This window comes from Pseudescherichia vulneris (assembly GCF_902164725.1).
Taxonomy (GTDB): Bacteria; Pseudomonadota; Gammaproteobacteria; order Enterobacterales; family Enterobacteriaceae; genus Pseudescherichia; species Pseudescherichia vulneris.
In genome coordinates, this window is sequence record NZ_LR607338.1 from 3,894,714 (window position 1) to 3,907,827 (window position 13,114).

The window sequence follows — 13,114 nt, forward strand, 5'->3', positions numbered from 1 at the left end:
CTTGAGACCAAGCTTACTCAGCACCGCATTATCATTGCTGATATCTGCCCAGCCCTCTGGCACCCCCGGCGTCACTTTCAGCGGGTCGACGGTTTTGTAGACGTTCTCTGCAAGCTTCGCTTTTTCTACGGCGATATTGTTTGCTGCCAGCCGCTTGGCAGCAATTTGCGCATCCGGAAAGGGACTGGCACTACCCTTGCCGATCAGATCTTTTCGTGCCTGCCAGCGCTGGGCCTTGGTCATCTCCTGAAGCTGCGCGGCATAGGTCTGATTGTCTTTTCCAGGTGTTGCCTGCTCTCCCACCTGAGGTGCTTTGGATTTCACCACATGCATCGCAGGGATCACGGTAGCTGGTGGACGTTCATACGCCCGCACCATGGCTTCGTAGCGGTCGATGACGGTGCTTACCGAGTACTGCCAGCTCAACCCCTCCTTCCCCGATGGGCCGAGCGTAAGCTCGCCCTCACCGTTGATGTAAAACATCTCCGTCGCCGCTGACCAACCGCGAGCACTATTATCAATCGCCGCCAGCCTGCCAATCTCCAGATCCTGCACGATAAGCTTTCGCGTATTGCGCCCAGACTGGTTTGGGTTGGCTCCGGTAACCCACTGAAGCAGATCGTAGCGCGTAAACAGCGAGCGTAACGAGTTTTCCGGTACCGACATGATCCACTGCCCGGCTACCGAAGGCCGCATAATTCTATCGAACATCGCGGGCGGCACTTTTTCACTAAAAAGATAGATAAATTTAATGTTGTACATAGGCTTTGTCCTGTCACCCCTCCCTGACTTCCGCCGCGTTTACGGGTTCACCAGCCACGTGCCGGGCTTGGCAATGTTCAGCGTCTGCGTGCGCGTTTTACCGCTCCCCTGCAGTTCAAAAGTAAATTCCCCTGCCGGGAGAGTAAGAGAGGCGTAGCCGTTGGTCGCCGGGCGCAGCGCCTTTGACTCGCCGTTGATCTGCAAGGTTTCTCCCTCCAGCATGCGAATGTAAACCAGCACAATTGGCTCGGCTTCAACCGCTGCCGGTGGCGCGCTTTCCACCGCCGGTGCGGCCTGGGGTTGCGCAGCGGCCGGAGCCTCGGTCGGCGCTGGCGGGGCGGTGACGGCGCTATCGACGCTGGCGGTTTCCGGCGTCTCATTGTCGCTGCCGCTGAACAGCAGCGCGCCCGCCACGATACCGACGATAATTCCCGCGGCACCAATGGCCGGAACCTTGTAGCGCCGCCAGTCCAGGGCAGAGGTCGGCTCTGGCGTCTCCTCGACCGGGACCAGCATGGTGCCCGGCTTTTTGGCGCTCAGCACGTCGTCAATGCCCGCAACGGGCATGTCGATAAGGGCGGCGAATTCGTCAATCGACTGGGGGCGATCGTCCATGCGCAGCATCAACGCACGATCCACGGCCTGGAGAAGGGAGAGCGAATAGCCCGCCGGCTGCAGCTCGGCCAGCGGTTTATAGGTATCCTGAATCGAGCGCACCACGCTCACCGGCGGCGGCGAACCGGCAATCAGGGTATGGATCACGGCACCCAGCGCGTAGATATCGGTCCACGGCCCCTGCTCGCTCTCGTTGTCATCGGTGTACTGCTCAATAGGCGCGAAGCCAGGGCGCAGCATGGTCTCCGTCTCGTCGGAGAGGTTACCGATGGTGCGTCGTGCCGAGCCGAAGTCGAGCAGTACCGGCAGGCCGTTATCCTGGATCTGAATATTATCCAGGGAGATATCGCGATGCAGGTAGCCTTCATCGTGAATGGTCTTGATTGCGCCAAACAGCATCGGCAGCATGCGGCGGATCCACGCCTCGTTGACCATCTCTGGCTTCTGCTCGCGCAGACGAGAGAGCGTGGTCCCGCTGTAGAACAGCGTCCCCATGTAGGCGGTATCGTTCTGGACCCAGAAGCGCAGGACGTGCAGCAGGTTAGGATGGTTAAAGCGCGCCAGCAGGCGCGCCTCCTGGATAAAGCTGTTCAGCCCGGCAGAAAACGCCTTACCGAAGCGCTCGCTGCGCAGCACCAGGGTCATGTCATCGCCACGCACGGCAAGCGAGGCGGGCATGAACTCTTTAATGGCGATAGTACGCTCAAGCTGGTGGTCCCAGGCACGATAGACGATGCCGAATCCACCGCCGCCAATCACCTCTTTTATCTCAAACTCATTGAAACGGTACCCGACCGGCAGCGCGTTTGGGACAGTCCGATTGTTATCATTATCCATCATGTTTAACAGTTCTCTTGATGATTGCGTTACACGGCAAACTGACAGTGAAACTCCCCCTGCTCACAGGTGACGCGCAGACGTTGATACTGCTCATCACTGCGGCTGGCGGTGAGTAAAATCTGGCTCATCTGCGGCAGCAGCGTATTGGTAAGAATGGCGTCAACCATACGCCCGCCCGACTCGACCTCGGTACAGCGCTGAACAATCTGCTCAACCACGCTGTCGTCAAATTCTGAATGTATACCGTGGTTCTCCTCCAGACGGCGCTGGATGCGTTTAAGCTGAAGGCGAACAATCTGGCCCAGCATGTCGTCGCTGAGCGGGTAGTAAGGTACCACCAGCAGGCGACCCAGCAGCGCAGGCGGGAAGACCTGCAGCAGCGGCTGACGCAGCGCGCCGCCCAGCGCCTCCGGCTCCGGCATCAGCTCTGGATCGGCACACATGGCGCTAATTAGATCCGTACCGACGTTAGAGGTGAGGATGATGATTGTATTACGGAAATCGATCAGGCGTCCTTCACCATCCTCCATCCAGCCCTTATCAAAGACCTGGAAGAAGATCTCATGCACATCCGGATGCGCTTTTTCAATTTCGTCCAGCAGCACCACGCTGTACGGACGACGGCGAACCGCCTCGGTTAACACGCCACCCTCGCCATAGCCCACGTAGCCCGGAGGCGCGCCCTTGAGGGTGGAGACGGTATGCGCCTCCTGGAACTCGCTCATGTTAATGGTGATGACGTTCTGCTCGCCGCCGTAGAGCGACTCAGCCAGCGCCAGCGCGGTTTCGGTTTTACCGACGCCGGAGGGGCCGCACAGCATAAAGACGCCGATGGGTTTGTTGGGATCGTCAAGCTTCGCACGCGAGGTCTGAACCCGGCGAGCGATCAGCTCCAGGCCGTGGCGCTGGCCAATTACCCGCTGATTGAGCGTATCGGCCAGGCTCAGCACCGCGTCGATCTCGTTTTTCACCATCCGCCCCAGCGGGATGCCGGTCCAGTCGGAGACCACGGCGGCCACCACGTTCTCATCCACGGCGGCAAACAGCAGCGGTGCATCGCCCTGCAAGGTCTTCAGCGCCTGCTGCTGGTCAGCGAGCTGGCTACGCAGTTCGGTCGTCTCCTCATCCTCGGCGGCAAACAGCGCCGCGCGCAGGCGGATGATCTCCCTGACCAGGCCACGCTCCTCTTCCCAGCGCTGGTTTAACGCCTGGCGCTGGGTCTCTTGCTGATCGCGCTCCGCCTGAAGGGTGGCGACCCGGTCGCTTTCACCGACCCCGACCCGCGCTTCACGTCCGGCAATCTCGATCTCGACGTCGAGGGCAGCAATACGGCGCAGGCAGGCTTCAAGCTGCGCTGGTGGTGCGCTCTGGCTGACCGCGACGCGGGCGCAGGCGGTATCGAGCAGCGCGACCGCTTTATCAGGCAGCTGACGCGCGGGAATATAGCGATGGGAGAGCTTCACCGCCGCGCTGACGGCTTCATCCAGCAGCAGCACCTGATGATGCTTCTCCAGCGGCGAGACGGTGCTGCGCAGCATCAGTACGGCTTTCGCCTCGTCCGGCTCATGCACCTGTACCGTCTGGAAACGGCGAGTCAGGGCCGGATCCTTCTCAATGTATTTTTTGTATTCCGCCCAGGTGGTTGCGCCGATAGTACGTAGCTGACCACGCGCCAGGGCCGGTTTTAACAGGTTGGCGGCGTCACCGGTGCCCTGCTGGCCGCCAGCGCCAATCAGAGTATGAATTTCATCAATGAACAGGATCACCGGCGTCACGCTGGACTGAACCTCATTGATCAGCGCCTGGAGCCGGGCCTCAAACTCCCCTTTCATGCCCGCGCCCGCCTGCAACATGCCGATATCCAGCAGCCACAGCTGAATATTTTGCAGCGGCTCCGGCACGTCGCCCTCGGCGATACGCAGCGCTAATCCTTCCACGACCGCCGTTTTACCGACCCCCGCTTCCCCGGTCAGCAGCGGGTTATTCTGTCGACGACGCATCAGAATATCCACTATCTGGCGGATCTCTTCATCGCGCCCGACAACCGGATCGATTTTTCCCTCTCTGGCGCGGGCCGTCAGATCCTGACCGTACTGCGCCAGGGTGCCCTGCGCAGCAGGAACCCCGCCGGTAGGTGCCTCTGCGGCAGCGGCGGCCTGCTGCGTCTCTTTGCTCTGGGCGCAGATGGCGTCGAACTGCTCCAGCAGCACCTCAACGTTGATACGGCCAAACTGGGCGGAGATGCTTTTCAGCACGTTCGCCAGGTTCCAGGTTTTAAGCAGGCCAATGAGCAGGTGCCCGCCGCGAATACGGCTTACGCCAAACGTCAGCGAACCGTATACCCAGGCGCGCTCAACGGCGCTATCGATATGCTCAGAGAGATCGGAGACCGAGCTGGCCCCACGCGGCAGCGCATCCAGCGCGGCAACGATATCACGGGTGAGCTGCGGCTCATCGAGAGAGAAGTGGCGGATCACCTGCTGTAGATCGCCATCCTGCTGCTGCATAAGCTGATGCAGCCAGTGCACCAGCTCAACATACGGGTTTCCGCGCAGCTTGCAGAAGGCGGTGGCGCTTTCCAGCGAGGTAAATAACAGCGTATCGAGTTTGCCGAAAAGCACGGCACGGCTGATTTCTGACATGTTCGGTTCCATTGATAACATTGATGTGTGACGTCAGAGACGAAAATCAGAGCTCTGCGCTAAAAACCAGGTCGCCGCGGGGTATCGGCAGAGGCTGTTGTCCAAGCCAGGTGTTATACCCCAGCCGACCTGCTCCCCCGAGTGCCACGCCGCGTACCGCATCGGCTCGTAATAAAATTTGCGTATCCCACTGATACTCCAGGCCAAGATACTGGCGCACCCAGTCGCGCAGCTCCGTTACCCAGGCTTCGCCAGGCAGAAAGCGGTCATACTCCTCGGCGCTCAGCGGGCCTATTTCGATACGAAACTTATGCTGCACGTCCCGGACGGCTACGCCAAGAAACGCCGACTGGCCCAGCCGGGGCAGACGTCGACCCGCACCGAGCTGCGCCTGCTCACGAGTGGAGAGCGGCATCCACTGCGGCACGTTCATCGCCAGCTTTACCGGCACCTTAAAGTAGTTACGCAGGATCTTCTCCAGCCCTTCCGGATCGCGACTGTGGCGCGTCAGGTGTCCGGCATGGGTAAAGCGCGCGTGTGGACTGAGGCTGCCTTTTGCCATCTGGCCCGGCTGCCCCATGCCGATAAGCGACGCCAGGTAGCGGTCAAAACGCTTATTGTCAGGACGATCGAGCGACACGGCGGGCTGCGCATCGGCCCAGGCGCGGTAGAAAAGCAGCGTCAGTCGATGATGAAAGAGATCGGCGAACGCGGCCAGGCTATCGTCCTGATGGTGATGGATACGCTCCCGGGCGTACTCCGTCATATGCACTGGCAGCGGGCCGTTGGGGCCAAACATGCCGAAGCTCAGGATAGAGACCTCATGCAACCCGCTCTGCGCGCGCTGGCGAACCTGTGCCACCGTGGAGGGGGCAAAGCTCATAGAGGGCTGCTGACCGATACGCAGCGGCTCAAATTTGGGCAGCGGCGCGCGGCCCAGCGGGTAACGCTCGCCCCCCTGGGCGTCAACGCGTCTCAGCAGCTGGAACAGATCGTAGCGCCAGGGCGCGTCCATCACCCCGCGCCAGAACGTCTCCGGCAACGGCGTCAGGCGATGAACCCGCCGTAGCGTAGTCACGGTTTCACTCATATCAGCGCCCTTTTGCCCATTCTCGGTGCCCAGTAGCCAATCTCGCCCCGCTGCTGGCTCTTAAGCGTGAACTCGGTAAAGCTGTTGATGGAGACCAGCCGGGCGAAAAGGCGCTCCAGCACGCTGCCAAACAGCCACGGGCTGGAGCCGGAAAAGGCCTGCTCGTCCACCGTCAGGGTAATGCCGATGCCGCGGGCGAAAACGATAGGCCCCGGCTCCGGCACGCGGCGATGAACCGGCTCCAGCACGCAGTGGCGAACGCCCTCGATCTGGCGGGCAATGGGCGCTTCGGCCAGGCCCGCATACAGCCCGAGCAGCTGGCGCAGCGCGGCGGCACCATCTTCGTTTTCGCTGTCCATCAGGCTCAAATAGTTCATTTGCAGTTGGCTGATGAGCCGCCAGGTGCTGAACCCCTCCGCCAGCGCCGGACGCGGCGGCGTAGGGCCTTTACGCAGGCTCAGCTTTTTCACCGGCATCGAATCGGACAGGATAAACTGGCCGAGCTCCTGCTGGAGCATCAGCGGCAGATCGCGGCTGGTACAGAGCACCTCGGCGGTAATATAGCGCAGGCTCTCTTGCCACGGCGCATGCTGCTCATCCACCAGCGAGACAAACACCTCCGAGCCGGTGTAGCCGGTACGGGTGCCGTAACGCAGCGCATGTTCGGACAGCACGCGCTGCTCGCGGCGCAGGGAGAAGTAGGCTCCATAGTTGCCCGCATCCTGGCTCCAGGTGCTCCAGAACGGACGAAACGTCTGGTCGTCACGCTGACCGTCGGCGCTACCGTAAATCTTGTTTACCGCATAGATCTCATAATCCAGCGGACGGATATTATCGACCACCAGATGGCATTCGTGCTGGTTATCACTCAGCTTCTGGCGGGAGGCCACCTTCGGGAAAAGGTTGATCACTGGCGTGCAGTGCATCGCCAGGTGGCTGGCGTCCACGACCCGCTCCAGCTGCTCGTCGGTTTTATCCAGCAGGATGAAAATATCAAACGCATGCTCTGCTTCACAGCGGCTAATCAGCTTGCCCAGCCCGCTCAGGCTGATAAAGCGGAAGCGCGCCGGGAAAGCAAAGTACTCCTGAAGCAGCCGGTAGCCGTCAAAGTTGCGTAGATCCTCTGGCAGCAGCGCATGGTCAGCGTCGAAGCCCTCCTGACGCAAGGCGTTCTCCGGCAGCTGCTGACGCTGCGGCTGCACGCCTACGGTCTGGCAGACAACGCCAACGTGGTGCTCCATTACCAGCTCCAGTAGCTTCAGCGCTTCGATGTCGGGGCCGCTCAGGAAGAAATCCAGCCGGTCAAAGTTGAGATGACCCAAGTGCTGCGGGCCATCGCAGGCGATGCGGATCCGCAGGGCGCTGGTGATCCCCTGCTGGCTGAGGCCAAGTTGGGCAAGAGGCAGATCGGCAGGCACGCCGCCCAGCTCAACGCTATCGATTTTCAGCGGGAGCAGGTTGACGTCATGCGCCGTGGTATAGCTACAGGTGACCCCGCTCTTTTTCAGCGCCAGGCTGTCCATCATGGTGCCGCGAGGCACGATAAACCCGTTGCTCAAGTCGCCCCGCCCGCTGTCGGGCTGTAGCTCGGCGATGGCCATGGAGGGCGTAGGAGCCAGATAGTTGGGGGCCAGCATCTCCAGCAGGCGCTGGGAGAAACGCGGAAACTCGGCATCCATTTTGAGCTGAACGCGGGAGGTCAAAAAGGCAAAGCCTTCCATCAGGCGCTCGGTATACGGATCTGCTACCTCGATACCCTGCATCCCCAGCCGCCCGGCCACCTTGGGGTAGCGCTGGGAAAACTCTGCGCCCATCTCCCGCAGATAGGCCAGCTCGCGGTTGTAGTACTCAAGCAGTTTACTTTCCATAGTTACCCCGCATCTTTAAGTTCGAAATGACCGTTTTCCAGATCGACATCCGTGCGAAAAAGAAACTCCAACGGGTACGGTACGCACCACATACGTCCTTTGATCTCAATCGACAGCACGTTGTGCAGATCCAGCGATGCCGTGTCGGATATGCAACGCACCTGCAGCCCCTGCGCCATAATGCGCGGCTCAAAGTTGATAATCGCCTCGGTCAACTTGCGCTGGATATCGTGCCATTCGATATCCGACATCCGTTTACCCGCCAGCGGCGCAACGCCAAAGTTCACCACCGAGCGGCGCACTTCCGGCAAGGCGCTGAGATCGTGGGACGAGTCTTGGTTGATGGTATTAAACAGCCACTGCAGATCGCGCAGCACCTGCTGGCGCAGAGCAGAGTGGGTAATAAAGTTGCTGTTTGCTGGCTCTCGCTGCTTTCCGGGCTCGTTGTCCGTCAGGCGATCCAGCAGCGAGGGCTGCATCTTGTCGCGCGCGCCCACTCTCTCCTGCTTGCTGCGGGCTTGCCAGCCGCTGCGCAACAGATCGCCTTCGGGCTTATTCATGCTCGCTGCCTGCCGTAAAGGTAATCAGGCTGAGTGATAGCAGCGGGCTTTCACTCTGATCGCTAAGCCACGCTTTCTGACCCAGACCCTGATACAGCACGCCGTCGTTATCAAGTGGTAGCCATTCAGTCGCCCGACCCAGCTTGACGTCGTCAGCCGCATCGGAATCAAACGGATAGCGCGCCGGAAGCTGGCAGACCTGCTCGGTGCCATCGGTCAGGCGCACCAGCGCGTGACGCCACACCAGGTCGGTGACGCTGGCCGGAGCCTGAAAACGGATCTCTTCGATGGCGCTAAAGGGCAGCCAGAAATAGCGACCGTTAAGGATAGTTTCACAGACCGGCCCCAGGCGCGCGTCGCCATCCATCAGCCATGCAAAGGCCTGGGTCTCTTCGTTATCAAACGTAAGCAGGCCAGCGCTGGCCTCTGCCTGCTCCAGCGCCTCAAGGCGTAGCGTCCGGGCGCGCTCCCCGGTTTCAGCCAGCGCCGAGGCGAGCGTAGCCAGCCAGGGCCACTGTGTATCCGGCATCGACGGGCGCGCCAGGCCTGCCAGAACCTGGGCACGCTGCAGTTCCCCCTGCATGGCCTGCTCAAGCAGCGTTACGGTAGGCTTCGCCTGCGGCTTCATTGCCAGCCAGCTTTTCAGCTGGGTTATCGCCCGCGTCCAGTTACCGCTCAGGGCCAAAAACTGAACAAACGCGGCGCGCAGATCGGCGTCCGCCGGACGGGATTTGATCTCGGTTTCCAGGCGCAGCAGGGCGTCGTTAATCGACTCCTCACCCAGATGTTGATAAAGCATATTCATAGCTGCTCCTTAGTTCGCGGCGCGCCAGGCACCGACCGCAGGATCACGCAGCTGCGGGCGCAGCGCATCGACCAGGACAATTTTGAGCGTGGCATTAGGGGCCAACCACGGGGTCCAGAGCTGCTTCACGGCCTGCAAACGCGTCTGCAGTTGCGCATCGTCGCTGGCCAGCTCCTGAGAGACCTGCACCACCACCGTGCCCTCGCTCTTCCAGCTATTTAGCGCGCTGTCGTAAGGCAGGATCATCCAGCTCTGCTCGCTACCTTTGGTGCTGAAAACCATGCGCTCTTTATTCACGGAAGTGATGAGTACATCATCCGCATTAACGCTGTCGCTCAGGCCAGTGACCGGGAAGCCGTGAACATAGGTCACCGGGGTCTCTTGCTGCCCGATGCTGCTGGCCTGCGTCATCACAGCATGACCGCTCAGCCAGCTGCCTTTTTCGCAGCTCGCCGTGCCGGATGCCGGAATAAACAGCGCCGGTGCGGCCGCGCCGCCCTGCCAGAAAGTACGCAGATGACAGCCATTTTGCAGGGTAAACTCCTGCCATGGCGTGCGATCTGCCGCGACCGAGAGCGTTTCTGGATTAACGGCAGGCGGGATCAGCGCATCGTTAGTGGCTGCGGCTACCTGCGGCTGCGGCTGCGACTGCGCGACTGTGACCGCCCACTCTTTGTTTTTACTTGCCGTACCCTGGGCCAGCGTCGCACCCGCGGGATCGTTCAGCGTCCACGACAGCTGCTGCAGCTTGCCGCACTGGTTTTCCAGCAGCGCGCCCAGGCGAGGCATAAAGCTGTCGAGTATTGCGACCTCTTTATTGCCGTTCGCCACGATGCGTAACGCGACGTCTTGCTTACACCAGCTCTGCGGCGTTTTGTCCTTGATATCGTCTATCCAGATATCCAGCTTTTGTGAAGGCGACTGCACGATGCGATAGTTTTCAGCCTGTGCGGTGCCCGCGACAGCCAGAAGCGCCAAACCCGATAGCCAAAGTTTCATATAAGTCCTTGTGTGCCTAATCAATCCCGGAGGGGGAAAAACTGAGCTGCATCAGAAAGCGTATGCAGCAAGGTGGTGTCCTGAGGGCTGCCCATCCATACCGCCACGGCGGTGTAGTTATCCTGAGCGCTTCCCTCGCTTTCGCTGTTTTTTTGAATGAGCTGCTGCATTAACGTCAGCCACTCCTGGGGCGTGTTGACCATATGCAGCGACTGCTTCATCTGCTCTTCGCTAACGCCGTGCCAGAAGCCGTCGGTGCACAGCAGAAAGACATCGCCATCTTCGACCTGGACGACATCGCTGTAGCTCGCCTCCGGGCCGCCGTTCTCTATGCCCAGCGCCAGATAGAGCAGATTGCTGTTGATGTTATCCGTCTGGTGTCCGGCATCTTTCATCTGCTGGATCAGGCTGTGGTCGGTAGTCACGTGGGAGAGCCAGCCGCGACGAAACAGATAGAGGCGGCTGTCGCCCGCGTGCGCCCAGTAGGCCAGCTTGTAGTCACGATCGATAAACAGGCTGACCAGCGTGGTGCCCATCCGGCGGTAGTCCTGCACCGCCTGCTGTTCGCTGAGGATGGCACGGTTCGCCTGCTGAATATAGTCGGGAATTTCTTGTGCGTTCAGGTGCTTATCGCCGTCGAAGCGCGAGATAATGCTGTTGCGGGCAAGCTCAGCCGCGACGTCACCGCCCGGCAGGCCTGCGATACCGTCACACACCACGAAGCAGGCCGCGCGCTCCCCGATGTTTTCTCCCGTCTGATCCTGGTTACTGGCGCGCGTTCCCTGGCGGGAGAGAGAGGCCGTTGCGATATTCATTCTTCTTCCGATCCGCTTTGTGAGTCTTTGTACTGATTCACCTCCATGTCATAGGCATGCAGGAAGGCTTCGCCAAACAGGGTATGGAAGTCATCTTCAATCTCGCCTGCCGTCTGGCCGTAGGTACGAATGAAGTAGTCCCACAGTGCGGCTTTACGGCTGCCCGGCAGGGACAGACGCGACGTCACGCCATCCAGCTTCGCCTGCTCTTCGAGCTGCTCCGGGTTAAAGGATTGCAGCATGGCGGCGATAATGGCGCGGATACCGGAGATCATGCCCAGCTGGTGTGCCTGAAGATCGATCAGCGCATCGCGCACTGATTTTTTCGGCGGCATAAAGCCCGGCATGCGGGTACCAAACATCTGCATCAGCACCGTTTTCCCGGAAGGGAGCAGCTTGAACGGGTTGTTGGCGTCGTCCAGCACCATGGTCATGTCCGCTTTCACGCCGCGTTTGAGGATCGATCGCGACGAGAGCAGCGCTACCGTACCCTGAGAGAACATGCTTAGCATCTGCCCGAGCTGGCGCATATTTTCCCGGTCAAACTGCGGCGTCGGCTGCATATCGCCAAGGCCCATCCCTTCCAGCAGGGCTTCCAGCAGCTCGCCCTGCAGTACATCGCCCCGGGCAGGCTGGTGCTGGGACGAGGACGCAGAGGCGGCGTTTTGCACAGGATCGATACGCAGGCGGCCTTTAGGCGTCTGCATTTGTGTGCGCGCAACCGCCTGCGGCGTAGGCATCGTAAAGCCCGCGTAGTCCTGGCGGTCTGGCTCTTCGGCTGGCATGTCAGGTTCAGCATGCGGCGCCTCCGGCAGCGGCTCGGCGGCAAACAGCGGCGAGTTAGCCAGCGGATCGGCATCGTCAGGCGTCTGGGCCAGCGGCGCGACGGTTTCAGGCTTTGACGTCAATTCAGGTTCAGGCTTCTGCTCAGGTGCAGCGGTCAGCGGCGCACCGCCCATCAGGCCAAGGGGATCGTTATCTTCAGCGGGCGCATCGTTCCTAAGCAGCGGATCGTCTTTGGGCGACAGACTGTTTTTAGCCGACAGATCGTCTTTCGAAGAGAGATCGTCAGGATGGGTGAGCGGTGCGCCGCCCATCAGCCCAAGCGGATCGTCATTACGCGCGGCAGGTGCGCTGGCAGAGCCGCCGAACAGCGCCAACGGATCGAGTTCATCCTTCGGCTCCTCTTTTGGCAACGAAGGCTCGCTCTCTTTCGGCGGCACCAGCGTGCTGGGCGTCGCGTCATTGAAAATACTGTCGCTTTTAAACAGCGCCTCATCGCTAAACAGCGAGTCGGTATTAACGTTTTTACGCTCCAGCTGGGGATCGCTGTTCTGGAACATTGCCAGCGGATCCTCGGCGTTGCGTTCCGGCTCCTTGGGCTGCGAGAACGGATCGTGAGATTCAGCAGGCTGCGGTCTGGCGCGGCTGCTTGAGATGCTGTCGGAGATAGAGAACTCCTGCATCAGGCTGTCCCAGATCTCCGTAGGCACCGCCGTAGGTGCGGCGTCCGCTTGCGCAGAGTCGCGGTCTGGCTTCGATGCGGGCGCTGGCGCGGCGGCAGGTTTCGGCGGCGGCGGCGTAATCACCGCTGCCGGACGGCTTACCGGCGCAGCCTGCTGTTGCAGGCTGGTGACCTCGATGCGGTAGTCATCAATACCCAGGATGTCGCCATCCTGCAGCTCGACCTGGCGTCCGCGCTCCAGGGGAATATCATTCAGCGCCACACGGGTCACGCTGCCCCGGTTGGTGATGTGGCACTCGCCCTGGGCATCCACATGGACAATAGCCTGCAGGCGAGAAATCGTGCGGTCGTTATCCGGCAGCACCAGATTGTTATCCGTTCCGCGACCAATGGTGCCACCGGGCGCATAAAATTCGAAGCTACTCAGGGGTGGCTGATGGCCAGGTTTTGTCGAAATAATCGTGAATCGCATAGCGTATTCCTGCTGGTATGGTTAGCACTCAAACGCAGCCGCTCTTGAGGAAGAGTGGCTGCGTTTGGGAGCGAATAAGTTGATTAAGAAACAGCTGAACGGTGAAAATAAATACGTCTTGAAAATTAGAAACAATATGTTTTAAGGATTAAGATTTAACTGCATAATTAATGTTAGATAT

General features: G+C 60.2%; 10 protein-coding genes. All 10 read right to left on the reverse strand.

Annotation, left to right across the window (positions count from 1 at the left end):
* On the reverse strand, nucleotides 1-762 hold a 762-nt coding region (locus FN633_RS16170), incomplete at its 3' end, for a DUF8093 domain-containing protein (protein WP_481859728.1).
* A 39-nt stretch (nucleotides 763-801) separates the two neighbouring features.
* Entirely contained in the window at nucleotides 802-2,217 is a 1,416-nt protein-coding gene (locus tag FN633_RS16175; protein WP_154058417.1) for a serine/threonine protein kinase, read from the reverse strand.
* Nucleotides 2,218-2,243: 26 nt separating this feature from the next.
* Nucleotides 2,244-4,859, reverse strand: a complete 2,616-nt coding sequence (tssH, locus tag FN633_RS16180) for a type VI secretion system ATPase TssH (RefSeq protein ID WP_154058418.1) — start codon at nucleotides 4,857-4,859, stop codon at nucleotides 2,244-2,246.
* 46 nt (nucleotides 4,860-4,905) lie between these two features.
* Complete coding sequence (gene tssG / locus FN633_RS16185; RefSeq protein ID WP_154058419.1) at nucleotides 4,906-5,949, reverse strand: type VI secretion system baseplate subunit TssG; 1,044 nt, start codon at nucleotides 5,947-5,949, stop codon at nucleotides 4,906-4,908.
* A complete protein-coding gene (tssF, locus tag FN633_RS16190) occupies nucleotides 5,946-7,817 on the reverse strand; it encodes a type VI secretion system baseplate subunit TssF (RefSeq protein ID WP_154058420.1) in 1,872 nt (623 codons plus the stop codon). The genes tssG and tssF overlap by 4 nt, the downstream gene beginning before the upstream one ends.
* Before the next feature lie 2 nt (nucleotides 7,818-7,819).
* Nucleotides 7,820-8,377, reverse strand: coding sequence for a type VI secretion system baseplate subunit TssE (gene tssE / locus FN633_RS16195; RefSeq protein ID WP_154058421.1), 558 nt, complete (start codon nucleotides 8,375-8,377; stop codon nucleotides 7,820-7,822).
* Nucleotides 8,370-9,182 (reverse strand): type VI secretion system accessory protein TagJ, encoded by an 813-nt coding sequence (locus tag FN633_RS16200; RefSeq protein ID WP_154058422.1) that lies wholly within the window; start codon nucleotides 9,180-9,182, stop codon nucleotides 8,370-8,372. The genes tssE and FN633_RS16200 overlap by 8 nt, the downstream gene beginning before the upstream one ends.
* A gap of 9 nt (nucleotides 9,183-9,191) precedes the next feature.
* A complete protein-coding gene (locus tag FN633_RS16205; RefSeq protein WP_154058423.1) occupies nucleotides 9,192-10,181 on the reverse strand; it encodes a hypothetical protein in 990 nt (329 codons plus the stop codon).
* 20 nt (nucleotides 10,182-10,201) lie between these two features.
* Nucleotides 10,202-10,996, reverse strand: coding sequence for a PP2C family protein-serine/threonine phosphatase (locus FN633_RS16210; RefSeq protein ID WP_154058424.1), 795 nt, complete (start codon nucleotides 10,994-10,996; stop codon nucleotides 10,202-10,204).
* A complete protein-coding gene (tagH, locus tag FN633_RS16215) occupies nucleotides 10,993-12,933 on the reverse strand; it encodes a type VI secretion system-associated FHA domain protein TagH (protein ID WP_154058425.1) in 1,941 nt (646 codons plus the stop codon). The genes FN633_RS16210 and tagH overlap by 4 nt, the downstream gene beginning before the upstream one ends.
* Nucleotides 12,934-13,114 lie beyond the last annotated feature (181 nt).